This is a genomic window from Streptomyces sp. NPDC046831, from assembly GCF_040645305.1.
Classification (GTDB): Bacteria; Actinomycetota; Actinomycetes; order Streptomycetales; family Streptomycetaceae; genus Streptomyces.
Genome location: NZ_JBEYXZ010000044.1, coordinates 1 through 24,006, shown reverse-complemented (window position 1 = coordinate 24,006; position 24,006 = coordinate 1). Strand labels below are relative to the sequence as shown.

Sequence of the window (24,006 nt, the reverse complement as noted above, 5' to 3'; positions counted from 1 at the left end):
GGTGACTGGTGGGGCGGTATGTGGCTTGTTCCTGTCTCATCCCAGGACGCCCGGTCTTCCTGGCTGTGTGCTTCTGTCGCCACTGCTGTGCGCCTGGTCGCACTCGGGGCCGTGGCGATACGCCGGAGGCATGCCGACGCGACGCCCGTATCCGAGTAATCTGTCCGATGCCCGCTGGAAGTTGATCGAGCCGGTGCTCTCGGCCCGGCGCTTTGAGCGCCGCGGCAGGGCCCTGGGCTTCGGCCGACCGCCCGAGCACGATCTGCGCGACATCATGGACGCGATCTTGTATGTGGACCGCACCGGCGTGCAGTGGCGCCACCTTCCGCACGACTTCCCGCACTCGAACACGGTCTACGGGTACTTCGCCAAGTGACAGCAGGAAGGCGTGTTCGCTCAGCTCAACGGCCTGCTCAGGCGGCTGCTGCGGGAGAAGGAGGGACGGGACGCTGAGCCATCGGCCTGTGTGATCGAAGCCCAGAGCGTCAAGACCTCCACCGGCGTGCCCGCCGCCGGCCAGGGCGTCGACGCCGGGAAGAGGATCGTGGGCAGAAAGCGGAACATCATCACCGACCCCCTCGGTCTCCTGCTTGCCGTGCTGGTCACCGCTGCGAGCGCGCAGGACTCCGTCGCCGGCACCCGGCTCCTGGACATGGATGGTGTTCGCCAGATCATGCCCTCACGCACCACTGTGCAGATGGGCGGCCCAGACGGACGGGGTATTCTCGGCGTTCGTGCGGCGTCGCAGGAGCGCCTTGTGGAGGGCGAGCGCGGCATTGCGCGCATCGGGTGCCAGCGCGGTGTAGACGTCCGTCGCGATACGGACCGCCGACCCGTCGCCGATCTCCCAGAGCGTGCCGATGGCGTGCCGGTAGCCGGCCAGCTGAAAGGCCGATACGAGTTGGATGGCCTCGTCCGCCAGGGCCGTTCCGGAGCGCGCGGTGGAACAGGCGGAGAGGAACGCCAGTTCCGCGTGCCCGAGCCGAAGGCGCGCTACGTCCGTCACGGTGAAGGGGCGCTCGCTGTGGTCGTACAAAAGGAGTCGGCTCCTGGAGGGGCTCTGAGCGTCACTGACGCCATGGCAGCTGAAGTGTGCCCAGGGAAAGCGCGGCAACGCGCTCAGCACCGCTGCATGGAGATTCTCTGCTCCTTCGCGAATCTCCGCTCGCGTCCCGAACCTCTCTGTCAGCAGACGGGCTTCGCGCCGGGCCCCGGGGATGTTCGCCTCAGCGGGGGTGCGGGGCATAACGACGGCGAAGACACGGCCCGCCCAGCTCGGTTGTCCCTGTGCGGCAGGTCGGCGTGCGTGGAGGAGTGCCCTGATGGTCGGCGTGTACGAGGAGACCGTCCTGTCCATCACCGTCATGGGCACGGCGTCGGACCGCGTGCGGTGGTGCCCGGCGGCGTGCAGGGGCAGCAGCGAGAGCAGTCCGGTAGGGCACCACCAGAGCCTGCTGACCGGGTCGGTCGCCGAACCCTCCGGGACGGCGGCTGCAACGATGCCGGCGGCCTCGAGCACAGGGCCCGCCACCGTGTCCCACAGCCAGCCCAGCATGCCGAGGAGCCGTTGTTCCCGGTCCTCGTCACCGGAAGCGAGGAGTGCTGTGACCCACTGCCTCACCGATTCGGGTGTCAGCCGTGGCAGGGAAACGTGCCTGATGCCTTCCGGCTTGACGACGAGCGCGTCGGATCGAATGTGATGCACATTCACCATGGCAATCGGTCCGTGGACAGCGGCGGCCGTGATCTTTTCCAGAGACAGAGGTTTGAGGAAGTCCCTGAATCCGGGGACTTCCCGGATCCGTTCCAGAATCTGATCCCATGCCCCCGCAAGATGGTGACGGTGGTCCGCGAGGTCGGTACCCGTGCCGGACCAATGCTCCCGGCCTCCCGTGTCCAGTGCGCGGCACAGCGCCGCGAACTCGGCAGCCAGCCCCTCGTCCCGTTCCCGCAGCGCCGTGAGATCGGTACGGGCGTCCAGCGCCCTGGAGAGCAGAACGCCACGGCCCTGCTCCAGCATCATGGCGGCCGCACCGACGTCACCGGCCTGCAGGGCCACTGCAGCGGCGGTGGACGCGAGTCCGGACTGGGCGGCGAGCTCCTCCTCCTGGTCCTTGCGCAACAGCTCGATCCCTGCCAGCCGCGGAAGGAGTTCCACGGCCGTGGCGGCGGCGTCGAGGGCATCCGGCCAGTCGCGGTGTGCGATCGAGGCGTCCCGCCAATGCTGGGCGGCCCGGAGCCGGATGGACGTCGTCGCCGCGGTGATGTTGGCGGCCTTCCGGAAGGCCGGGCCCCCATCCCGCCCCGTCCGTTGCCGTACCTCGCCCAGGCCCACCAGGGCGGCGGCCCTTGCCGGATCCGCAGGCCCGAGCAGTTCCAGCGCACGCTCGTAGGTGTGTGCCGCGGTGTCAGGCTCGCGCACGCGAAGTCCGTGGGCGAGGCTGTTCAGTGCCGCGGCCTTTCCCCTCGGGGTGCCCTGCGTCTCATCGCAGGCGAGTCGCGCGAGCCGGAGGGCCTCGTCGAGATCGTCGCCGTCGTGGCGGCGTTCGTGCCTGCGCCGAAGGGCGATGCCCAGTTGGTGCGCGAGCAGAGCCGTCTGGTTGCCTGCCGACCCGAGCTCCTGTGCGGTCCTTCCGAGGGCGATGGCCCTGTCCAGGTCGCGCGGATCCCCCGCCAGGTCATGGCGTAGGCGCAAGGCCATCAGCAGGCCGTAGAGGTACCGCGTGTGGCGCCGCTCGCCCGGGCGTGACAGCCGTACGGCCTTCTCGCCCACGTCGATCGCCTCGTCGAGGGTTTCCGGGTCGCCGGTCCGTTCGAAGCGGGCTTGCAGCGCGAGGGAAAGCCGTTCGAGCATCTCGGTGCGTTCGGGCTGCGCCGGCTCGGCGGCAGCGAGGGCTCGCCGGGAGTGGGTAGTCGACTCGTTCAGATGTTCCACTGCGCCTGTCCGCTCGTACTGGGCCAGGTGTAGCGCCGCCAGGGACGACCGGTACATGGCGTGCGAAGCCCCATCGGAGCCGTCCGTGGCCAGCAGGTGTTCCAGGTGTTCCTTGGCCTCGCCGACGTCGCGCTCGTCGGCAGTGGTCTCGTACTTGAGTTGGAGGCACTCGGCGAGCAGGCTCCGGTGGCTTCGGCCGACAAGGTCCCCTTCAGGTGATTTCGCGTGGCCGCGGCAGATCGCGATGGCCTCGCTGAGGTCGCCCATGGTCCTGAACTCGTCGAAGCGCTGCTCCAGGGCCGACGCCAGAGCAAGGGAGGCCTTCCGTCGGAGAAGGACGTCCTCGGGTGCGGCGCTGACCGCGTTCCTCGCTTCCGCCACGGCTTGGTCCACGGCTTCCCTGCCGCCACCGGCCCTGAACATCCAGGCACAGGCGAGCGAGACACGGATGAGGATCTCGGCCCGGCCCGGTTGGGTCTCGCCGAGGCCGTCCAGGCACTGTTTCGCCAGACGCACTGCCTGCCGGGCCATGCCGGCGTCGCCTCGCGCGGCCGCGCCGTGGAGGAGGTGGTCGATAGCCTGGACGCGCACATCGAGCGGCGGATCCGTGCTGGGTTGGCTCCTGCGGGACGCGAGAAGGTGATCCCGTACGAGTGCGGGTAGTCCGCCGTCAGACAGCACGGCCTCTCCGGCGGCCTCGAAGCAGCTCAAGGCGGAGTCCAGGTCCGCGTTGCCCGCCGGGTTCGGGGGCACCGCGCGGTAGCAGGCCCAGTGGTACCAGCCCAGCAGTTGGGCGACGTCCGGCGGAAGGGGATGCGCGGCCGCCAGGATTCTCGCGGCTTCCCGGACCTCGTCGTCCGGTCGGGCGACGCCGGCGGCTCCGGCTCGAAACCGTCGCACGAAGGAGGCGACGACGGCGAGCTGCCGGGGATCAGGAGGCGTCGTCATCGAGAGGTACGGCCGTGTCGCCGATGATCATCCCCTGTCCTGGGCCCGCCTTGACGAGTGACGCGGCCAGGTTGAGACCGAACTGGTCGGCGAGGTCGAGCAGTTTCATCACCTGCTCCACGCTCGCTTGGAGGCGGTCGTCTCCTTGCTGTCGGGCGTGGCCGTACATCCCGCTGAGCACAGGGTCGCGGGCGGGAGTCTGCAGGGCCGGGTGGGTGCGTACGAACTCGGCCTGGTCGTCCACCGTTGGAAGACGCACCAAGGTCGTCAGCATGACCTGCAGGTCGTGGAAGTCCATGGGTTCCCTCTGTTGTCCCATCCGCTCGTGTCCTGTCCCCTCGTGTCCTGTCCGCTCTTGCCTCACCCGTCCGAGGGTGGCCCTGGCGTCCACCGCGCTGGATCTCCGGTGCGTTCGGATTCCAGGCGGAGCACGACGGCGAGCGTGCAGAGGGGCCATCCGCGACAGGGCGCACCTAGGTGATCGGTCAGTGGCTGTCCGTCGTGGGTCCCCAGCCCCCCGCGTCCACGACTTGGCGAGCTGCTCGTCCACACCGGCTTCTTTCGAGTGCGGAGGCGAGTGCCGCGCCCGACGCCGCCATGTCGGCGCCGGGCTCGAGGCCGGATCGACGGGCGCTCTCGGCGCCGCGCACAGCACAGGCCGCCGCCTGGCTCGTATCCCCGAGCAGCAGAAGCAGCCGGGACTGGTTCCACAGTTCTTCGGCATACCGCAACCGGTCCTGTGGGCCGCGGCGCATGGCGAGGCCGTCGCAGATTGCCCGGGTGTCCTCCAGGTCCCCGGGGGCGTCGACAATGACCCGTGCGAGATGGCGCAGCAGGTCCTTGGACTGATAGGTGCTGAACGTCTCCATGAGTGAGTCGACGATCCTGGGCATCGAACCCCAGTGGTTGGAGTCGAAGTCCGCCACGAGCTCTCCGCCCGACTGTGTGAAAGTGAGCGCCAGCCGGCCTTTCACCGCGGAATCACCGAAGGCCGAGACCGTTCGTTCCCGCTGTGTGAAGATGCCCTGGACCTGGGCGGACCCGCTCTTCCCCTGCTTGGTCGCGGTGCCCGTCACCAGGGGTGCCAGGACAACCAGGTCGCAGATGTAGTGATGGGGCCTATGGAACGGCCCCACCCCGTGGTCAAGGGTGAATTCCCCTCGTACCGGAGCGATCGATCGCCGCCGACCCGTGCTCGGACTCAGCCCGTCAGCCACCAGATCGCCCATGCCATCGCCAGTGCCAGGGTGACGGCCAGGATGAGGAGTTGCGGTCTGCGATACGTGCTGGGGTCCCGGCGGCCCACCGGGGCCGGTACTTTTCCCCCGCTCACCGCCGTCTCGGTGTCGGAGCCCTGCGAGAGGCTCTCGAGTCGTCCCATGTCGCTGTCGTGCAGCAGGACGGCCACCTCCTGAGGCAGTGCCCGGGCCATCCGCCGTGCGCCTTCGGCGGTTCCGATGGCGTGGGTGGTGAAGGCCATGCCGGGCCGGGGGTCCTGGAGCAGGCGCTGTGCTCGTATACGGAACGCTTCTCGCGCTCCTGGGTCCTGGATACCGCCCACCCAGGAACCGCGCCGGTCACTGCCACCGGCTGTGTCGTTCGGTGCCGCGGAAGTCCGTCCACGCAGCGCGGTGAGCAAGCGGCGCTCGACCTCCTGCGGGGAGCCGTCGAGGGCTGCGCCATCCGCGCCCCCGGTACCCGCGAGCCAGGCATCGACATAGTCCGCGTCGAAGCCTTCGTCGAGGGCACGGCCCAGTCGCTCCCGTTCCTCGTCCTCGAGACCGCATCGGATCAGCCGTGTGGCGAGTGCCTGATCGTCGTGCACGTCGTCCACCACGACGGTGTAGCGGATCCGGGTCCCGATCACATCCCGCCGTTCCGACGGAATCCCGCTCAGCAGCAGCCCTGCCGTCCGCTCGTCCCGGCGGCTCACAACGAGTTCCTCGGCATCCAGGAAGAGCCACTTGCCGACGGTTTCCCACCACCAGTGGGGCGGTGACTGGGCGAGGAAGGAATAGTCCATCCGCCGCAGCGTGCCCCTCGTCATCACGTAGGCGTGCATCCCCCGGCTCACCACACTTCCACTCGGGGATCGGCCGGGGTCGCGGCGATCCTGCGCAGTGCTCCGGCCAGTTGTTCCCTGTGCAGTTCGGCCTGCGTCAAGGCCCGTCGGCTGTCGATCAGGGCCATCCTGTTGGTCCGGGCCTCACCGGAGAGGTAGAAGTCGACCGCTCCCCAGAAGCCCTTCCTCTCTGCCTTGCGTGCCAGTGCCGTGTCGTACGTGGAGCGGGCGAGGGCCGCCTGTCGACGTTCCGCGCGATCCTGGCCGGAGATCACACACCGGCACAGTTCCTGGATCACGGTGCCCGCGGCCTTCACCTTCACCTTGGGCGGTAGCTCACGGAAGCGGTAGTGCCCCTGGAAGTCCAGAGTGTGCTCCCCGTCGGCGCCGGTCCTTTCGATCCACTGGCCTTCCATCAGGTCCACGCAGCCATAGGTGTCGACGGGGGCATAGATCACCCGGATCGTGCGGTGCTTGGACTCCTCGTGCACGATGTCGAGCATCGACCGGTACTTCTCCCGCACCAGCTGCCGCAGCCGTGCCGCGTCACGGCCCTTTCCGCCGTTGTCGTCGAAGTACTTTTCGCACTTCAGTGGGGCGATCACCAGCACGGCCGGCTCGTCGCGGTGAGCGGGCAGGTTGCGTGCCCGGGCCCATTTGCGGGCCATCGCCTCGACGTCCTCGAAGCCGAGCAGATCGGCCACCGCACGGCGCTGGGCGGGAGTGACCGCCTCCATCAGCACGGCCGCCTCCACCGGTACCAGGAGCATGAGGCTCTCGGTGATGTGCGCTTCGCAGTCCGGCCAGCTCTCCTTCGCTTTGGGCCTGCTGCTGCGTTCCACGGGGTCCAGCCATGTCCCCGGGTAGTCAAGGATGCTGAACGGGATGCCCGGCAGGCTGTCGCCCGCGGCTCTGAGCCCCACCTCGTAGAGCTGTATGTCCTGGCTCCCGCCCAACGAGGCGGCGTCGAACTCGCGTGCTTCGATGGCTCGTCGCAGATCCTTGCGGTTCCTGCGGACCTTCATCTCGGTCTGTTCGTCCAGGATGAGGCTGATCTCCGTGCCGGACAGCATGGTTTCGGTCTCAGCCAGGATGGCGGTGATCAGGGTGGTCTTGCCGACCCTGCTCGGACCCACCATGGACGCCTTGAAAGACGGTGTCACCGCCCAGTCCTCTCTGCCGCGATGCGCGGACGTTCGTCGGCGATCAAGGTCCGCAACTCGGCGGCCAGCCGATGCACTCTTCGCAGCACCTCCATCACGGCCTGCGGTCCGGTTTCCTCGTCCGGCCACAATCGGTCCTGGAAGGCGGCCGCGAGGCGCCGGAACTCGGCTTCGGAGGAGTCGGAGCGCACGAAGGCGTCCTCGAACTGCTCGCCGTAGGCGAAGAGCACCTGAGCCGTCGCGCCCGGCTCCTGTGCCAGGACCGCCTGGGCGTCGTACGCGGCCTGACGGGCCAACTGGGTGATGCGGTTGAACAGTTCGGCGGCCCCCTCGGCCGTTCGCGGCACCGCGAGAAGGGGGGTGGCCGCGTTGCCGTCGCGGGGGTCGTCCTCCTCCGGGAACAGTACGTCCAAGGCGCGGCGCAGCCGGGGCAGCACCCGTGTGCGGTAGTCGAGGCGGACGTCGAGCGCGAAGTCCAGGCTCTCGGCCAGCGACGGACAGGGATCGGGTGCCTCCCGAAGAGCCTCTGCCATGGCAGCCATCGCGTCACGAGGGCTTGGTCCGTGGCCGTTGGTCAGGCGCACCATCCGGGTGCCCAGCCCGGCCACCAGGCCGGCCCAGTACTCGTCGCGGCGCTGGAGGAGCAGATCGTCGACCGCGGAGAACCGGCGGGCCATCTCCACCCGTACCCGGTTCAGCTCGGCGGACGCGAAGGGCAGGGATGCCCGGTCGACCCGGAAGCGGCTCAGCGCCCGTTCCTGCCATGCCTCCGGGCCCTCGCCGAAGCCGCTGAGTATCCATTCGCGGACGTCGGTGTGCACCTCGGCGACCCGCTCGAAGAACTCCTCGTCCTCGTAGTCCTTGTCGGCGCGCCCGCGCAGCCCTTCCACCCATGTCTGCAGCGAGGCCGCGACCTGAGCGCGGAGCGTTTCGGCGCGGGCGATCATCTGCTCTGTCAGCGTGGGAACGGCGAGCGCGCGGAGCGTCTTCGACAACTCGTGCAGGTCCGACCAGATCCGCTCCCCCCGGTCACGGCAGACGGCGATCGCATCCTCGATGACCACCTCGTCCATACGCGGCAGTGCCGTCGCGAGGTGGTGGAGGACGGGATTCAGCACCTGTTCCCGGACGGCGTCCCGGTCGGCTCCGTCCGCCACGATCACCCAGTAACCGCGTTCTCCGGCGGCGTTGAGTCGGTCACGGATGTCGTCGTGGAGGGCCGTGACGTTCTCCGGAAGGCAGGCGCCCGTGTTGACCAGAATCAGCGTGAAGTCCCGCACGTCGGCCACCGTGCAGGCCTGGCCGATCAGTTGCAGTGCGTCGGCGTCCTCCCTGGCCCACATGGCGTTGGTGTCCGTGGGGCGTTTGACCACGATGGCGAAGTCGATGTCGTTGCGCAGGCCCGCCAGGTGGTGTTCCTCTGCGTTGGGGGTGAGTTCGCCGAGTCCCGGCAGATCGACCAGCCCCAGCGCAGTGACGTCCTCGATCGGGAAGGCGCACGTGATGGTCGCCTCGCGAACCGCCAGATAGGGCCGCCGATCAGGCTCCGCATCGGCCTCCGGATAGGCGACCCAGTCGCGGATGTCCGCCAGGTCCACGGCGCGGATCTCGCCGGTGAGGTGGGCGCGGTACGACGGCAGCGCCTGCTGTGCCTCACGCAGGCGTGCCAGCATCGGCGCCAGCGTGGGCCGGGCCGCACCCTCCCCGGCTTCATCGTCGATCACTCGCGGATAGGGGTGACGGGCGAAGGCCGACAGATCCCTCGGCACCGGGCCGAGGCCCAGTTCCCCATGATAGGGAGCGATCACCTCCTCAAGGAACGACCGTTCCGTGTGCATCGTCAGACGCGCTCCAGGGTCCGTGAGGGAGTGGTAGATCTTGCTGCGAACAGCCGTGACAGGCTGTCCCCGGCCGCTGGGTATCTGCCGATCGTCCAGTCCCGACAGGGACTGAAGCAAGGTGCTCTTCCCGTTTCTGGCACGGCCGCTCACGCCAAGGTTGACCGTCTCGCGGTCGACCCTGCTTCGCACGGTGCTCAGGGTGTCCAGGCAGTCCCGTGCCGCCTTGGCCATCCCCGCGGGATCGGGCGTTTCGAGGAGGCCGGCAACAGTGCCGCCGGGCTCGGTCGCCCGGATTCCGGCGACCGCGTCGCTCAATTCCTCGGTCAACCTCAGGATGTGCCGCCATCGATCCAACTGGGCGTCGACGGCCGGAAGATGTTCACGCCGCCTGCGCAGGACCGCATCAAGGCGTTCCGCGTTGTCACTCACCACTCAACAACCCCCTGGTGCCCCGCTCTTGCCCTCGTGCGTGCCCGCCGTCAGGTGTGCCTGCCCCCCACGAACGAGACTTCCCCGGAAAGTTCGATTCGAATGACCAAGCTACCCAAGAATCCGGGCATCTGATCGTGATTTCAGCGCTTCATTTTCTTCCAGGCCGATCACCCCTCCACCACACCCTGAAAGTGATCTCTATAAGCGCCAAAAAACGACTCACCCGAAAGATTTGTCTACCCAAAGCACCTTTCTTCAACCAACCGAAGGAGCCCTCACACCGAACCTGACGTAGATGATTATCCGCAGCTCTCTGGTGGAGCCCTTGGCACCGGAGCCGAATTCCAGCACCACGTCCTGGGCCAGGGCTCATCGGGGGGTGAGGGACATGGACACGCCTTGATCTCGGCCCTGCTCGCGTAACCGGTGGCGCCCTGGTCGCGGGTATCGGTGCGCTGCTGCGGACACGGGACTGCATCCGTTCGTCCGCCCGGCTGATCTACGCCGAGCTCACCAGGGAATCTACCGCTGTGGCGTTCTTCTGGAGTCACGGACAATGGGCGTCGCCGGCGCCGCGCCGTGACGCGTGGGACAGCAACAGTTCCGCGTTGGCACGCCGCCGGGCCAGTGCGACCTTCGAGGCTGTTCTCCGAGGCTACGAGGCCCTGGAGTCCATGCCCTTCATTGCCGGCGACTCCATTTCGCCGAAGCGGGCTGGGAGGCACCCCACCGATCCGGCCGTCACCGGCCGATGTGCACCAGGTTCGCCCACAGAAGTGGGCTGGCGGGGGCGCGCCGATGCGCTTCCACCACAGTGTGGTGAAGGGCGTGTGCCGGGCCGCTTCCGTCGGACAGCTGCCGGTAGAAGCGTCGTGCCAGCCATCGCCCCGTCGCGTCCGGCATGGACCAGAGCGTACCCACGACGTCGGGGTATCCGGCGATCAGGAACGCTCCCGCGATATGGACCGCCTCGTCGGTGATCTCCGCACCGGGCCGTGCAGCCTCACACACCGACAGGTAGGCCAGCTCCACGGACGACAGGTCCAGGCGGGCGATGTTGTCGACCGTCAACTCGTCATCGTAACCGTGCAGGACGAGTCGGCTCAGCGAGGGCGAGCGGGTGTCGGTGTGAGCGTGACAGGTGAAATGCACCCGCCGGTAGCCAGGAAGTTCACGCAGCAAGCTGGATTTGGTTGCCTCGGCGTCGACCAGGATCCTGGCGGCAGGGTGGGCCTTGGCTACTTCGGCGGCTTCGGAGAGTGCGCCCGGAAGCGGTGCCTCGTCTCCTTCGGTACGGCTGACCGCCACCGCCAGCAGACCCCGGTCAGCAGCCGACGGGTCGGCCCCCCGGGCACGCACCCGTCGCAGTGCCATGATCGTTGGAATGTAGGAGGAGACCACCCGTGCCGCAACAGTCCGCCCGTCGCCCGAGCGATAGTGGCCGGCGGCATGCAGGGGCAGAAAGCTCAACGGCCCGGTGGGGCACCACCACAGGCGCGGCAGGGAACCGCTGTGGTGCTCGGCCGGCGCCGCGACGGACAGCACCGGCTCGGCCAGGTTGTCCCAGAGCCAGGCGAGCCCGTCGAGCATCGTGTCGTTCGCAGCGGCGTCGGCCTGCGTCACGGCGTCCTGGAACGCAGCGACGAGCGAGTCGACCGCTGCCGGAGTGACGGCGGGCAGGGGGACCACCGTGACGCCGCTCGGCTGCACCACCAAGGCATCCGATCGCAGCCGACTGAGGTTGACCACGACGACCGGTCCCCGACCGGACGCCGCCAGCAACTCATCGTCCGAAGGCGGTTCCAGGAACCGCTCATGGCCAGGGACTTTGCGTACCTCTGCGGCCAGCAGCTTCAGATTGCGTGCGGCGATCCGCCGCCTGTCGCCGATCCGCCCGTCACCCGGCAGACTCGCTCCCGCGACGATCAGTCGGCTGCCCAGCATCGCCGCCGCCTCGTCGCGGTCCTTCAACTGTTCGGACAGCCGACGGCTCAGCTGCGGTGCGGAGTGTTCCAGGGCCCGTATCTCGTCGTAGAAGTCGAGGTCCTGAGTCATCATCACCCCGCGCCCGAGCTCCAGGACCATGAGCGCATTCATCGGCTTTCCGGCCTGTAGCAAGCAGGCTGCGCCCGACGAGGCCATTCCGGAGAAACGGTGGAGGGTGCTTTCCTGGGACTCCCGGCTGACTTCCATGCCGGTCATCCGCCACATCGCGCTGAGCGCGGAGAAGTGGGCCATCCCGGCTTCCAGCCATGACTCCGCCGCGATGGCGAGGTCCGCCCACCGGCCACCAGCCTCGGCCAGCACATGAGGTTCCTGACCGTCGATCTTCACGCACGCGGACAACAGGTTTCTGGCGGCCTGTCGCAGTTCGTCGTCAGGGTTCTGATCGGTGTAGTCGATCAGCAGGGTGGCGGTCTGCAACAGGTACGACGCTTCGAGGTCCTTGGGCAGGTCATCCGTCTTCAACGCTTTGGTGGTGGCGCGGACACCCCGCTGAAGGTGCGAGGCGTCCCCCGAGCTCTCGAAGGCCAGCCGTGCTCCCCTGCCGTACCGAGCCAGGTGGCGGTGGTGATCAGGTTGTTCCTTGCTCAGCCGCATGGCCACGAGGGTGGCCTCGAACGCACCGTCGAGGTCTGCAGACTCCTGGGTCTTCTCGAACTGCGCCAGCCAGGTATCGGCGAGCACCCCGATCGCGGCGACGCGGCCGGGGTGGCCCTCGGGCATCGAGCCGATGGCAAGGCGCTGCAACGGCACGGCCACGTCGATCACTCCCCGGCCACCGTGTGCCGCGTGGCTGAGCAGCCGGGCATGCGCCGCCTGCTGGAGGTACCGGTATCGCGTGGGGTCCGCGGGGCGAGCCGCGGCAAGGGCACGCCGTGACGTCTCCACGGCCTCCCGTATGAGCCGCTCGTCCCGGTTCGTCGGGTACATCAGACACAGGGCCCGGGCCAGGGCCCGCAGGGACTCCGGGTGAGGCTCAAGATCCACCACCTGCCGGAGAGCGGTGACGGCGTACTCGATTTCTTCCATCGAGCCCGTCGCCTCGTAGGACGTCAGGAGGGCCGCCCCGAGCGCGTACCCGCACTCGGCAGGTACGGGTTCACCGTTCAGGGCCGCCGCGGAGGCCGCCTCGCCGAGTGCCAGCTTCCGGACCATGTCCTGACCGGTACGTTCGAAGAGGGCACAGAGAGCGCGGCTCAGACCGCACATGTACGTCGCTTTGCGTCTGTCGGTGGCGGCGTAGGACAGGGTCGCCTCTTGTGTGTGACGGACCGCGTCGGTCAGATGCGCGATACCGCCCTCGTAGGCGGAGAGGTCGATCAGGGCGGCCCCGAGGTCGTGGCGGACAGCGGGGGAAGCAGCATCGACGGTCACGGCCCTCTCCCACAACCCGACAGCGCGACGCAGCGATGCGACGTCGTCCGTCTCACGGTGCAGCGCCTGAAGGCAGCGTGCCATCAATGCCAGAGTGCCCGGCTGCTGGACGTGGCGCTCCACCACCGGATCCAGCAGGGCGATCGCCTCGGCGAGCAGACGGGTTCGGCCGGTCTCCTGTTCCGGTGTGGGCAGGGCGACACCCAATGCGCTACGGGGATCGACCCGGTGACAGACACCGGTGACGATCGCTTCCATCGCCACGTCCTCGAGCGTCGATCGCACGGTCGGCGTCGTGTTCAGGAACCGCTCGTACAGGCGGGTGGCCGCTTCGACGCGGGCTGCCTCACCCCGATGAGGTCTCCGGGATCGGAACATGTCAGGGGGCGGCCGTGAGCGATGTCAACTGGTCGCGCCACTCCTGCTCCAGGTGCCGCTTGGTGTTCGCGAGGCTTTCGCGCTCCGCCGGGCTCCGTGCGGCTGCCGGGTCGGCCTCGGCCAGCAGCCGCAGAGCCTCCCGCCAGCGACTGGCCAACGCGTCATGGTCAAGCCCCAGGCCAAGGGCGAGATGCCCGCTCACGTAGACGGCCTGGGCGTGGTCAAACTCCCGGTACGGCGAGGGCTCGAATCGCCACAGGACGTCGAGCACGCTGATCAGGTTGCGCACACTCTGCTTGTCCTTGACCACTGTCACCGCTTTCCAGGCACTGCCCATGCCGGCGGCTGCGATGAATTCCGTCAGCGACTCTCCGAGGGGCTCCTTCGCCCATACACGCCCAGCCGTATGGAGCACACTTGCAGCACAGAACGCCGCAGTGACAGGCGGCATGGAACGCAATGGTGCGGCAACCGCCTCGAGTTCATCCACCGACCTGAACCCGCGGTCCCTTACCGCAACGTACAGCTCCACGAGCAATGGCTTCAGCGCCGTCTCCAAGTACTCGTCGTCCGGAGAGAACTTCTCGAACACCGAGTTGGCCCTGCGGATCAGCTCCTCGATCGGCTGTCGCTTCCTGCTGAACAGCGGCACCGCTTACTCCGTCCGACGGCGTGGACCTGATGACGCGATGAGGCTCGGACCAGTATGTGGCCAACCGCGCGACACCACGCCGGCGAGCAGGCAGGGGGTGAACACCCTTGCAGCAGCGTCGAGTTCCCGTTCCTCCGCGGTTGGGTCGTCGGCGATGGCATGGTAGCGGTACCAGTGGAGCCAACCGAGGCGGCAACGGGCGGTGAGTGCGGCCTTCCTTTCTCCCTCGCCGCCATCCTCGGATTCGCCGGCGCTGCGGTCGCCTTCCTCGTAACTGTGCGCGTCCAGCAGGCCGGCGAGCCGGAGTGCCTCGTCCCGTGCGCCGGGCTCCAGGACGGGGGCAAGATCCCGTGCTTCGGCCACTCTGCGCAGCCGTTCCGCCACCGCCGCGCTCAGCTCGTCCCGTGTCAACGCGTCCCACCCCTCTTTGCGATGTCCCATACGCAGTCCTCGGCGTAGGCCGGTGGTTCAACCCTCGCCCGACCAGGACGAAAGCCGCCCGGTGAGACGGCCGTTCGGTGTACGTGGCGCGCGTCCGACGCAGGCCCACGGACGCGGCGAACCTGTTGAATTCGGCTGTGTCGGCGTCGCGCAGCCAGGCCTGGGCCCCGGCCAGTGCCACCGCGGGCGGCATCGGCGGCTCGTCCTGTCGAACAGGTCCGGCTCCCCCGTGTTCGTGTCCATGCCCCTCCCCCGGGTCGGCGATCACGTCGTTCCGTTGTTCCGACCCACGCACGGGAACCGGAGCGGCTGCCCCGACGTATAGATCTGTGTCGTGACGGATACGCTAAGTAAAGCGTACGGGGTCGAGGGGGATGGGTGACCGGTCGGCAGATGATCGACGAAGAGACGCGGACCGACGTGGTGGAGGTCCTCGGCGATCTGCTCGAATGGCAGCTCTCGCCCCAGCGTTGGGACCGCGTGCAGGCCCTTGTCGACGCACTCGCCGACGCCCTGGCGACCGGTGACGGCGACGGCGTACGCGCCGTCACCGCCGAACTCGAGCTGTCCGGGCCGGTGCGGATCACCAGGATCGGCGCCGACCCGGTGATCCCGGCCCCGCCCCACACCCGGGACCAGGCAAATCATCTGGTCCACTCGCTCGGCGTCCCGCCGCCGCAGGATGCGAAGCGCGGTGGCGGCACCGTCACCCCGGGAGGTGACGATGACGACGGACCTGGCCAGGACTCCCATTGATCAGGAACTCGTCGTCCACCTCTACACAGCACTTGACGGACCGCAGGCCGCACAAGGGTACGAACAGATCCGCCGCATCTGGGAGCGCTGCCGGGACGAGCTCGGCATGGACCTGCCGATCGCCGGCACGGGCCTGCCGGCCACGCTGCCGCCCGACTCCAAGTCCCTCGTTCCGGGAAGGCCCGCGGCGGCGCAGGAGCATCCCACGGCAGACTTCCAGGCGGTCGTGCGGCGCGAGCACGACGTGGTCAACCTGTCGGTCGCGCTGGCCGCGCCGCTCGGGGCCACCTCCAGGCGCCTGCGCATCGGCTCGGCGTCGCCCCCCGGCTGGGTGGAGTTCGACCGGTGGTGGGCCGGGCTGACGGCCGACGGCACCGAAGCGGTGCTGGGCGAGACGCGTGTGTACCAGGCGAAGTTCGTAGGCACGGACGTCCCACCGCTCGACCTGGCGGCAGCCGAGGTCCGCCGGGCCCTTCCCGACGGCGACAACGCTCCGTACTGGTGGCAGCGGGGCTGGACCACCGAGCAGGGCTTCGCCGTGTGGGAGCTGTCTCCGGACGACAGCGAGGCCCGACGACGCATCGTCGTACTGGCCTCCGAGAATCAGGACGCACAGCTCAGCGCCTGGACGTGGAGCCAGGGGCAGCCCGACATGCCACCCTTGTGCCGCTACTCCATGCACGCGGCGAAGCTGCGCTACCAGGCGCGGGTGCGGGACGACGGAGATGTGATCGGCACGCTGATCCGACAGGTCGTCGAACGCGGCGATCAGCTGCTCGAGTTGTCTCGCCGACGCCCAGCCGACGTCCCCGCCGAACTCGGTGCGCTGCGCGACGACGAGGCTCGTCTGGCCCTGGTCCACGCCAATGTGCGGGACATGCTGCAGACCGTACGCATAGCTGTCGTCAACATGACCAAGGCCCAGTCCGCCTTCTTCCCCACCGACCGGGAACTCGCCGAGTGGCTGCCCCGCCAACTCGGGGCCGACGCCGACTACCTGACGAGCGCCCGGCTGCGCGCCGAGGACCTGCGCCGCCTGCTCGGCCCCGCAGCCGATGCGGCCGGCCCTCCGCCCGACGGCGGCACCCGACCGGAACCGTCCCAGCCGGACGGCGGTTCCGTCCGCTCGTCGGCGACGCCGGACGAACCCCGCTCTGCCCGCCCCTTCGTCGGCGACGCCTCAGGGGCCGTCAAACTCCGCATGGGGTTCGCCGTGGACATCGAGGGATACAGTCGCCGTACTTCCCTGGAACAGAGTGATCTTCAAGTCCGGCTCGCCCTTCTCGTCAGGCAGGTCCTCGGAGGGCTGGACATCTCCCTGGAGGGAGCCGACCACCAAGGGACGGGAGACGGGATGAACGTCTTCCTCCCGGCCGGGGCGGAACTACACCGGGCGCTGCCCCACGTACTCCGTTCCTGGCAGGACCAACTCGGTGCCGACAACCGCCGCTTCCGTGACCGGATGCGCCTGCGCCTCGCCACCGTCGTAGGACCGGTCGGAATCGCCGCCCTTGGCTACTCGGGCAGCACCATCGTCAAGGTCAGCCGGATGCTCGACAGCGCGGTGCTGCGCACTGCTCTCCGGGACAATCCGCACGTCGACTACGCCGCCCTGGTCTCCGAACCCCTCCACGAGTACGTCGTCGGGGAAGGCTGTCCGGGGCTGGATCCGGAACAGTTCCGGCGTGTACTGGTCGAGTTCAAGGAGTACGAGGCACACGCGTGGCTGTGGCTTCCCGCCTGATGTCGGAAGTATCACCGAGGCACGAAGGGACCAACATGGCGCGCAGAACGCGACGTCCCCAGACATCCATACCGCGGATTTCGCTGCCGCAAGAGTCCGGGGTGGACAACGCCTGGCGAACGCTCCAGATCGTCACCGACTGGATCAAGCATGCCGATGCCAAGGCGGCGGTGATGCTCACCGCGGCGGGAGTCATCGGCGGCATCCTGTACAGCCTGGTCAGCACTGCGCCCTATCGCAGCCTCCCCTTCGACCTCGCCGCGTCCCTGTGCGCTCTGTTGACCGCGGGCTCGGCGATGGCCACCGGCATGGCCTTGCGCCCGCGGAGGAAGAACATCGGACAACCACCCAACCTGCTGTTCTTCGAACATGTGGCCCGCGCCTACCGTTCCCCTGAGGACGGCTACACCGAGGCGCTCTCACGCCTCCTAGTGGACGATAGGACACTGACCGCCGCCGTCGCCGAACAGATCTGGGCCAATGCGCACGTCGCCCGCCGAAAGTACTACTGGAGCGGTGTCGGTACCATCCTTGTGCTGTTTGCCCTCGCGGCCGTGGCCCTGACCGCAGCCCTCAGTGTGCTCGGCGATGCGACGTGAGCTGATCGCCAGGACGGCATCACGACGTCGAAGCGTGCCCTGCCTTCACAGCGGAGCCAGCTTCGCGTCCGTGGGCGGTCAGCACAGCCAGTTGTCCCCCAGGCTAGCCACTATCTCCCCCTGATCGCCCCCCGTCCTGCTGTGGGCCGTGTCCTGCTCGGTGCTCCTGCACACCGGCCGGCACTGGCCACTGCCCGGCACGCCGTTCGCCCTCGGCCTCATATGTATGCCGCTCGCGATGGTGCGCGGCCACGGCCGGCGTCACCAGGATCGGGTGGCGATCATCGGCGACACCCTGCTGGGCACCAGCTGGATTCTGTTCGCCTGGTCCGTTCCGCTCGGCGTCCTCCTGCGGCTCGCCCTGACCGTGGCGGCGCCGGCGAGAGCCAGGAACGGGCCCGCATCGTCACCTGGGCCGTCCTCGGCGTGACCGCCGTACTGCGGCTGGGGGTACGCCGAGGCCGCCGCGTGCCACGCGTGCGCCCGCTCGACGTACAACTCCCGCGGCTGGGTGCCGACATGGACGGCGTCCGCGTCGTCCTCATCGCCGACGCCCACTACGGCCCGCTCGATCGCGCTCGCTGGTCGGCACGGGTGTGCGAGAGGGTGAACACTTTGGAAGCCGACCTGGTCTGCCACACCGGCGGCATCGCGGTCGGCACGGCCGAACTCCGCCGCGCCCAGGCCGCCCCACTCGGTACCGTGCAGGCAACCCGAAACCGCGCTGTCCATCGCGGCGGAGATCATCGCGGCCCGGCACGGCGGGACGGGCGGCCCGCTGACCGAGGCGGGAAACCCGGTCCATCACGGCGGCAAAGCCGGGATGCAGTTCCTCACGCAGCCGGGAGGACCGGGAACGCGTGGGACCGGCATGACCTCATCCCCGTGCGCCGACGCAGGGCTGCCCCAGGAGCACGACGTGACGCCCGGCTTGTCCTCTCCGGCCACGGAGCGGTCCGACACGGCGCGCAACCGGGTCCGGGTGTCGAGGCGGCCGATCGACCGGTCGGTGAGCGATGGGCCTGGCAGTGACGGAAGTCAGTAGAGGCCTTGTCACCCGCTCTGTTACGGTCCTGTGGCCGGCCGCGGGACTTCGGCGCGACTTCCGGAACCTGCCTGTAAAGCAATGATTCGCAGCTCGTGCCCCCATTCCCCGGCCGGCATCGCACCCATGAGGAAGATTCGGATGGATTCGTACGGGGACCTCATCGCGGCTGACGATGTGCTGCTCTTCGTCAACGCGGCGATCACCTCCACCGGCCAGCGCGAGTTCCACAGCGACGCGGGCGAGCAGCGGCTGTCCTTGGACTTTCTCCATGCGTACATGCTGGGTAACTACCGTGACCTCTACGCCGGAGTCCTTGCCCTCGACATCAACGACTACAACGCGGTCCTCATCATCCGGCGTCTGCTGGAGACCGCCCATGAGGCCACCGCCGACCAGCGTCGCAGCGAGGGCCGTCTGATCGCGTGCCGTTTGGCGATGCTGCCGCCGCAACGCGTGTACGGGCTGTTCGACGCACTGCGCCGGGCCCGGGTGAACAACCGCCGCACCCGCGCGATCATGCGTGACTGGCTGTCCGCCCGCCCGGACCTGGCGTTCGATGCCGTGAAGTACCGCAGCGGGCTGAAGCGGGCGCTTCGCCACGCACACCTGGCCCCCTCCGGGAAAGAGCTGGGACCGTTCGTCTTCGCGCCGCTGACCCGCAAGCGCTATGCGACACCCCTCCTGGAGACATGGCGTCGCGCACACTACGAGAAGGATGCGCTGTACAAGCTGCCCTTCACGGCTGCCGAGGGCTTCGCCGCCAAGCACGGCATCCCCCGGGACGTCTTCCTCCAGCGCATGGCTCCACGCATGACCCGTCTGGAGACCCTGCGGCTGCAGGAGTCCGCGTACCGGCACGGGGCCGTAGGTGTACAAGCGGACCTGACCCGAATGCCCCTGACCAGACTGGCCGCCTTTGTCCTGTCGCTGCCGGTCGAAGACCGCCTGCGCCGACGCCATGAGCTGACCCACGCCCTGGAATCGGCCGCAGCTAGGGTGGCTGGCTCTCACAGGGGGAGCTGGGGCAAGGTCGCAGCCGTCCTCGACGACAGCTTCTCCGCCTTCGGCTCGGCTCACAACCGTCGCCGGCCGCTGGCTGTGGCCTTTGCCTGCCACTACCTGCTCGCAGCCCTTGCCGGCGACTACACCGGGCTGTGGACCTCGGGGCGGACCGACGCTCTGCTGACCTATCCCTACGGGCCGACGCCGCTGGGGCGGCGGATCCTCCACGCGCTGGACACCACCCCGTCCAGGCTGGTGATCGTCTCCGACGGCTGGGACAACGCACCCCCCGGCCTGGCGGCCGAAGTGCTGCGCATCTGGCGGACCCGGCTCGACCCCGAACGTCGTACCAGCATCGTGCACGTCAACCCCGTCTACGACGCGGCCGGCTTCGACGTGCGCCGACTGTCCGCGGCGGTGCCCACGGCGGGCATCCGTGACGCCGAGGACCTTCCCCCACTCGTAGAACTCGCCCAGTTCGCGGAAGGCCGGACCGGCCTGGCCGAACTGATCACTTACATGGACACCCGTGCGGCCCGAATGATGAGCGGCCACAACCACGAGCAGGCGCGATGACCACGCTGGACCTGACCGGACTGGACACCCGCCCCTCCCAGGTCTGGGGCGCCGTCCGTCTGGTGCCGCTCGTCCGTGACGAACCTGTCCACGATCTCCGTCTACGCCCGGAGCTCTACGGTGACATGGCAGGTCTGATCGAGGTCAGCCCACGCCATGCCTACGTCTCTTACATCCCGCACGGATTCGTCGCCACGTGGACCAATGACAGTACGCCGGCAGCCGCCTACGGCACCCAGATGTCCACCGACGGCAATGCGGCTCCCGCTGCCACGATGGGCCTGCGTTTCCATCGCAGAATGGCCCGTCGCCAGGCCAAGGACCGGCTGCGGTTCCTCCCCGTGCACCTGGCGCTGGAAGGTTACCTGGCACTGCACTTCGGTGGCCCCTCGATCGCCTGGGAGGAGTGGTCGCAGCGTGCGATCCGCCAAGGGCTCTCCCCTCGCGTCGAAGAAGCGTACGTGGGCGCCGAAGTACACGGACTCGGTGACGCACTGCGCATCTTCGAGATCCACCCCGACCAGTGCGGCGTGATGCTCTATGTAGCCGACGCACTCGCGGCCGTGTTCGCGGTCCCGCACCCCAACGACTACCGCGCGCTCCACCCGACCCTCCTGCAGGATCTGTACGGCGAAGTCATCCATCACTACGCCACGCTCATGCCGCCGGTGCAGGAGTTCCGGGCACGCATCCCTGACGCGCAGATCCGCTCCCTGGCCCACCTGCGCACGGCAGTTGCCGATCAGGAACGCACCTGGACGCATTTTCACGACACGACCATGGCCACTGGCCTGCTGGAGCACACGTACACCTGGCAGACGGTCTACCGGATGGAACGCTTCACCCTCTCCCGCTTCCTGCCGACGTTCCGTCCCAAGCGGGAGAACCACATCGGTGAGGCCATCACCGACGACTGTGGCAAGATCGCCTACCTCAAGACGTTTCGGCTGTCGGAGAACCAGGTCCGTCGCGGCCACCTTCTCAGCCGACTGGCGGCCAAGGACTGGAATCTGGCGGCCACCGCAGCCGACTTGGGTATCGATGAGGCTCAACTGGGCCTGCGGTTGGAGTCTGCGGGCTTCGGCTTCCTGCTCCGCCAGGATGTCCTGGACGCATACCGCAAGCAGGGACGAACCCGAGATCAACGGTGAGTGAGCGCGCGGCCTGCGGTTCACAGATCCGTCTCAGCCACCAACCGCCACGGCACGCTGCCTCCGCGTGGAACGGTTCCGCGACGAGCCACCCGATCGGCCACTCACATAGCAGTTCCCGCCCCTGGTGCCGAGAACCCATTCCTGAGCCCTCCGCCTGACCTTTCCTCGCGTGCTCGCCGTCGGCACCAGGATTCGGGCCACAGACGGACCCATACTCGGCGATCGAAACGCCGGACCGTCATTCTTGCCGGTCAGCGAGATGTTCCGCCAGAACCACCAGCGGGCGAGGGTCGGCTGCGAGTGGCCTGCCTGTGCTTCCGTCCCTGAACACGTGCTCCCTCCACTGCGTACTCAGGGCATCAGTAGTGGTCAGCCCGATACGGAGGGCAGCAATGGGAAGTCCGGCCCTGACCTGGTCGCTGGTGGCGGTCTCGGTGCTCGTCGCCATGGTGAGCCTGGCCCGGCTGGCGGCGGCCGACAGCAGAGAAGTCCGGTTCGCCGCAGGAGGCGATTTGGTCATGGCCGGGGGCATGGCCGCCATGTTCCTGCCCGCCACCTCGGCGTCCTTCGGGGACCACGGCCTGTTGTGGGTGACGGCGTTCGCCGCCGTCGGCCTCGGCGGAATCGCGCTGTCCGGACATCACACACGGCGACATGGCTGGCGCCAGGGCCGACACTGGGCACACCACATCATCGGCAGCGCCGCCATGGTGATCATGACGCTTGCCATGCCCGGCAGCACATCCGGTCCCGTTCTCGCCCTGGGCACGTCCGGACACGGTCACGGAGCAGCGAACACGGAAGGTTCCCCGGAAGCGATGGACTCGGCCGGAATGGCGGGGATGGACCACTCCATGACGGGGATGTCAGGTGCCGGCCATTCGGGGATGGCCGGTCACGACATGGCCTCCGTCGGGACGCAGGCAGCAGCGTCCTCAGGCTCCGCCTCGGTCTGGCGTCTGGTCCTGGTCGGACTTGCCGTGTACTTCGCACTCTCGATCGCCGCGTCCCTGTGGACACGCTTCCGCAGCGCCGACCAGTCCGCCGCGGCAGCAGGCCGCCGCAGTGGCCGATCCCGCTGGACGCACCACGTTCTGGCCCTGCCCGACGCCGTGGTCGTGTTCATCGCGTCGCTGGCCATCTCCGTGTGGGACCGGACCCGGGTGAGGAGCGAAAAGCACCGTTCCCACGCGGCCGTCGGCGGCCGACGCCGCCGGCGGGCGCCGGGCACCTCACCCGGTGCGGCACTGCTGGCCCACATCGGCATGGGCAGCACGATGTCCGCGATGCTCGTCATGATGGCCGCCTGACGGGCCGGCCGGCCGCCAGCCTGGCGGTCGGGGCCGGGACCGCCGTCCCGCGACCGAGGGCCTATTGCCACAGAATGCACGAACCGATGCTGAGATCTGCGGAGCATCGGCGCAGGTCAATGTGCACGAGGTGGGGACACGGTCTGAGCGGTCAGGGCCCGCAGCCACCAGTCCGCCACGGCATGATCAAGTCTGTTTCGGTAGTGTCGGGAGCGGAGGGCCGCGGCGGCCCTCAACGGATGTCCTGGGAGTGGCTGTGAGCCGGTACGTACGAACAGGAGGCGCCCTCGGGCACCTGCTGCTCGTGAGCGTGCTCGCGTTCGGCGTGTTCATCATGCACACCCTCGGGCATCCCACCGAGTCGCATGCCGCAGGAATGAGTCCGGCCTCCCATATGCCGGCGTCGACGGCCCATTCGGCCCCGGCGACGTACCAGGACGCCGCGGATCATGCCGCGGCGGAATTGAAGCACGCGGCCGCCCCCGAGCAGGCACCGTTCACCGACATGCCTGTCATGGCGATGGACATGCTGTCCCTGTGTCTGGCCGTCCTGCTCGCCGCTTGGGTGCTTGCGGCGCTCGTCCGGTCGGCACTCGCCCGTCACCTGGACTGGCTGGCGAACCTTCGTGCCCAGGTCGCCGCCGTGCTGCACCCCAACCCTCCACCGCGCGGTCCTGATCTCACCCTGTTGTCGGTCCTTCGGCTGTAGGCCGAGACACCCTCGCGGGCGCGCAGCGCGCGTTCCCGCTGTCTCGTACGCCCGAAAACCGCCAGATGAACCAGACAACACCCGAGGTGAAATCGATCATGACTGCCTTCACGCGTGCCCTTCGCGGCAAGTCCACTCGTCGTATCGCAGCCGCGAGCATCGTCGCGACGGGAGCCCTGCTGCTGACCGCCTGTGGCGGCGACGGCGACGACATGAGCGGCATGAGCCACGGCAGCGGCTCTTCGTCGGCCGCGGCGACCACCGGGGCCGGAGACAAGGCCGGGGACTTCAACGACGCGGACGTCACGTTCGCGCAGATGATGATCCCCCACCACGAGCAGGCTGTGGAAATGGCCAAGCTCGCCGGCGGCCACGCATCCGATGCGCAGATCAAGGACCTTGCCGGGAAGATCGAGCAGGCTCAGGACCCTGAGATCAAGACGATGAAGTCCTGGCTCACGTCGTGGGGCAAGCCGACCGTCGGGATGGGTGGGATGGGGTCCATGCCCGGGATGGACCACGGAAGCATGAACGGCATGATGTCCGACACGGACATGAAGGAACTCCAGGCCATGAAGGGCACGGAGTTCGACAAAATGTTCGCGGAGATGATGATCGACCACCACAACGGCGCGATCGCCATGGCCAAGGACGAGCAGAAGAACGGCGAGAACGCCGACGCCAAGAAGATGGCCGGCGACATCGTCAAGGGTCAGTCCGCCGAGGTCAAGCAGCTCCAGGGCATCCTCGGCCAGCTCTGAGGCGACTCACCCGGGCCGTCCGCGTCGGCGTCCTTGCCGTCCCCGAAGAACACGCCGACCGGCGCCATGTGGAAGGTGTCGCCGACGCCCATGCGCTCCGCCGCCGCCTTCAGGTGC

The 24,006-nt window shown here is 68.4% G+C and carries 17 protein-coding genes and 2 pseudogenes; 10 read left to right on the top strand and 9 right to left on the bottom strand.

The features are described 5' to 3' along the window. Positions 1-130: 130 nt before the first annotated feature. A pseudogene (locus ABZ920_RS27510) lies at positions 131-652 on the top strand (IS5 family transposase); the annotation flags it as partial. Between the two features lie 27 nt (positions 653-679). On the opposite strand, the gene ABZ920_RS27505 reads toward ABZ920_RS27510, so the two are convergent. The 9 genes from ABZ920_RS27505 to ABZ920_RS27465 form a co-directional block, all read right to left on the bottom strand. Next, positions 680-3,883, bottom strand: coding sequence for a CHAT domain-containing protein (locus tag ABZ920_RS27505; RefSeq protein WP_361510448.1), 3,204 nt, complete (start codon positions 3,881-3,883; stop codon positions 680-682). Continuing rightward, positions 3,867-4,202 (bottom strand): hypothetical protein, encoded by a 336-nt coding sequence (locus tag ABZ920_RS27500; RefSeq protein ID WP_361510445.1) that lies wholly within the window; start codon positions 4,200-4,202, stop codon positions 3,867-3,869. Before ABZ920_RS27500 ends, ABZ920_RS27505 begins: the two co-directional genes overlap by 17 nt. A gap of 166 nt (positions 4,203-4,368) precedes the next feature. After that, positions 4,369-5,019, bottom strand: coding sequence for a hypothetical protein (locus tag ABZ920_RS27495; RefSeq protein ID WP_361510442.1), 651 nt, complete (start codon positions 5,017-5,019; stop codon positions 4,369-4,371). 65 nt (positions 5,020-5,084) lie between these two features. Next, positions 5,085-5,906: a hypothetical protein gene (locus ABZ920_RS27490; RefSeq protein WP_361510440.1), complete on the bottom strand. Its 822-nt coding sequence runs from the start codon at positions 5,904-5,906 to the stop codon at positions 5,085-5,087. Positions 5,907-5,953: 47 nt separating this feature from the next. Continuing rightward, on the bottom strand, positions 5,954-7,108 hold the full coding sequence (locus ABZ920_RS27485; protein WP_361510437.1) for a hypothetical protein: 1,155 nt from the start codon (positions 7,106-7,108) through the stop codon (positions 5,954-5,956). Beyond that, positions 7,105-9,378 (bottom strand): hypothetical protein, encoded by a 2,274-nt coding sequence (locus ABZ920_RS27480; protein ID WP_361510434.1) that lies wholly within the window; start codon positions 9,376-9,378, stop codon positions 7,105-7,107. The genes ABZ920_RS27485 and ABZ920_RS27480 overlap by 4 nt, the downstream gene beginning before the upstream one ends. 744 nt (positions 9,379-10,122) lie before the next feature. Then, positions 10,123-13,044: a CHAT domain-containing protein gene (locus ABZ920_RS27475; protein ID WP_361510431.1), complete on the bottom strand. Its 2,922-nt coding sequence runs from the start codon at positions 13,042-13,044 to the stop codon at positions 10,123-10,125. Between the two features lie 94 nt (positions 13,045-13,138). Continuing rightward, positions 13,139-13,789, bottom strand: a complete 651-nt coding sequence (locus tag ABZ920_RS27470) for a hypothetical protein (protein WP_361510428.1) — start codon at positions 13,787-13,789, stop codon at positions 13,139-13,141. 3 nt (positions 13,790-13,792) lie between these two features. Then, positions 13,793-14,230, bottom strand: coding sequence for a hypothetical protein (locus ABZ920_RS27465; RefSeq protein WP_361510425.1), 438 nt, complete (start codon positions 14,228-14,230; stop codon positions 13,793-13,795). A 393-nt stretch (positions 14,231-14,623) separates the two neighbouring features. Here ABZ920_RS27465 and ABZ920_RS27460 point away from each other — a divergent pair, with 393 nt between their 5' ends. The 9 genes and pseudogenes from ABZ920_RS27460 (at position 14,624) to ABZ920_RS27420 (ending at position 23,889) form a co-directional block, all read left to right on the top strand. Then, positions 14,624-14,986 carry a CATRA system-associated protein gene (locus ABZ920_RS27460; protein ID WP_361510422.1) on the top strand — a complete coding sequence of 121 codons (363 nt, stop codon included), beginning with the start codon at positions 14,624-14,626 and terminating at the stop codon, positions 14,984-14,986. Continuing rightward, on the top strand, positions 14,955-16,730 hold the full coding sequence (locus ABZ920_RS27455; RefSeq protein ID WP_361510419.1) for a CATRA conflict system CASPASE/TPR repeat-associated protein: 1,776 nt from the start codon (positions 14,955-14,957) through the stop codon (positions 16,728-16,730). The genes ABZ920_RS27460 and ABZ920_RS27455 overlap by 32 nt, the downstream gene beginning before the upstream one ends. Positions 16,731-16,831: 101 nt before the next feature. Further along, positions 16,832-17,329, top strand: a complete 498-nt coding sequence (locus ABZ920_RS27450; protein WP_361510416.1) for a Pycsar system effector family protein — start codon at positions 16,832-16,834, stop codon at positions 17,327-17,329. A gap of 120 nt (positions 17,330-17,449) precedes the next feature. Then, positions 17,450-18,076 (top strand): annotated as a pseudogene (locus ABZ920_RS27445) (metallophosphoesterase); the annotation flags it as partial. Between the two features lie 439 nt (positions 18,077-18,515). Beyond that, positions 18,516-19,955: a hypothetical protein gene (locus ABZ920_RS27440; RefSeq protein ID WP_361510414.1), complete on the top strand. Its 1,440-nt coding sequence runs from the start codon at positions 18,516-18,518 to the stop codon at positions 19,953-19,955. Beyond that, positions 19,952-21,106 (top strand): hypothetical protein, encoded by a 1,155-nt coding sequence (locus ABZ920_RS27435; RefSeq protein WP_361510411.1) that lies wholly within the window; start codon positions 19,952-19,954, stop codon positions 21,104-21,106. Before ABZ920_RS27440 ends, ABZ920_RS27435 begins: the two co-directional genes overlap by 4 nt. 395 nt (positions 21,107-21,501) lie before the next feature. Beyond that, positions 21,502-22,419 (top strand): DUF5134 domain-containing protein, encoded by a 918-nt coding sequence (locus ABZ920_RS27430; RefSeq protein WP_361510408.1) that lies wholly within the window; start codon positions 21,502-21,504, stop codon positions 22,417-22,419. Positions 22,420-22,675: 256 nt separating this feature from the next. Next, on the top strand, positions 22,676-23,128 hold the full coding sequence (locus ABZ920_RS27425) for a hypothetical protein (protein ID WP_361510405.1): 453 nt from the start codon (positions 22,676-22,678) through the stop codon (positions 23,126-23,128). A 98-nt stretch (positions 23,129-23,226) separates the two neighbouring features. Continuing rightward, a complete protein-coding gene (locus tag ABZ920_RS27420) occupies positions 23,227-23,889 on the top strand; it encodes a DUF305 domain-containing protein (protein ID WP_361510501.1) in 663 nt (220 codons plus the stop codon). Positions 23,890-24,006 lie beyond the last annotated feature (117 nt).

Excerpts from the sequence above, each read along its gene's own strand:
- ABZ920_RS27500 (WP_361510445.1), bottom strand. The coding sequence starts at position 4,202 with ATGGGACAACAGAGGGAACCCATGGACTTCCACGACCTGCAGGTCATG.
- ABZ920_RS27465 (WP_361510425.1), bottom strand. The coding sequence starts at position 14,230 with ATGGGACATCGCAAAGAGGGGTGGGACGCGTTGACACGGGACGAGCTG.
- ABZ920_RS27435 (WP_361510411.1), top strand. The coding sequence starts at position 19,952 with ATGACCACGCTGGACCTGACCGGACTGGACACCCGCCCCTCCCAGGTC.
- ABZ920_RS27440 (WP_361510414.1), top strand. The coding sequence starts at position 18,516 with ATGGATTCGTACGGGGACCTCATCGCGGCTGACGATGTGCTGCTCTTC.
- ABZ920_RS27505 (WP_361510448.1), bottom strand. The coding sequence starts at position 3,883 with ATGACGACGCCTCCTGATCCCCGGCAGCTCGCCGTCGTCGCCTCCTTC.
- ABZ920_RS27455 (WP_361510419.1), top strand. The coding sequence starts at position 14,955 with ATGACGACGGACCTGGCCAGGACTCCCATTGATCAGGAACTCGTCGTC.
- ABZ920_RS27430 (WP_361510408.1), top strand. The coding sequence starts at position 21,502 with ATGGGAAGTCCGGCCCTGACCTGGTCGCTGGTGGCGGTCTCGGTGCTC.
- ABZ920_RS27460 (WP_361510422.1), top strand. The coding sequence starts at position 14,624 with ATGATCGACGAAGAGACGCGGACCGACGTGGTGGAGGTCCTCGGCGAT.
- ABZ920_RS27420 (WP_361510501.1), top strand. The coding sequence starts at position 23,227 with ATGACTGCCTTCACGCGTGCCCTTCGCGGCAAGTCCACTCGTCGTATC.
- ABZ920_RS27490 (WP_361510440.1), bottom strand. The coding sequence starts at position 5,906 with ATGGACTATTCCTTCCTCGCCCAGTCACCGCCCCACTGGTGGTGGGAA.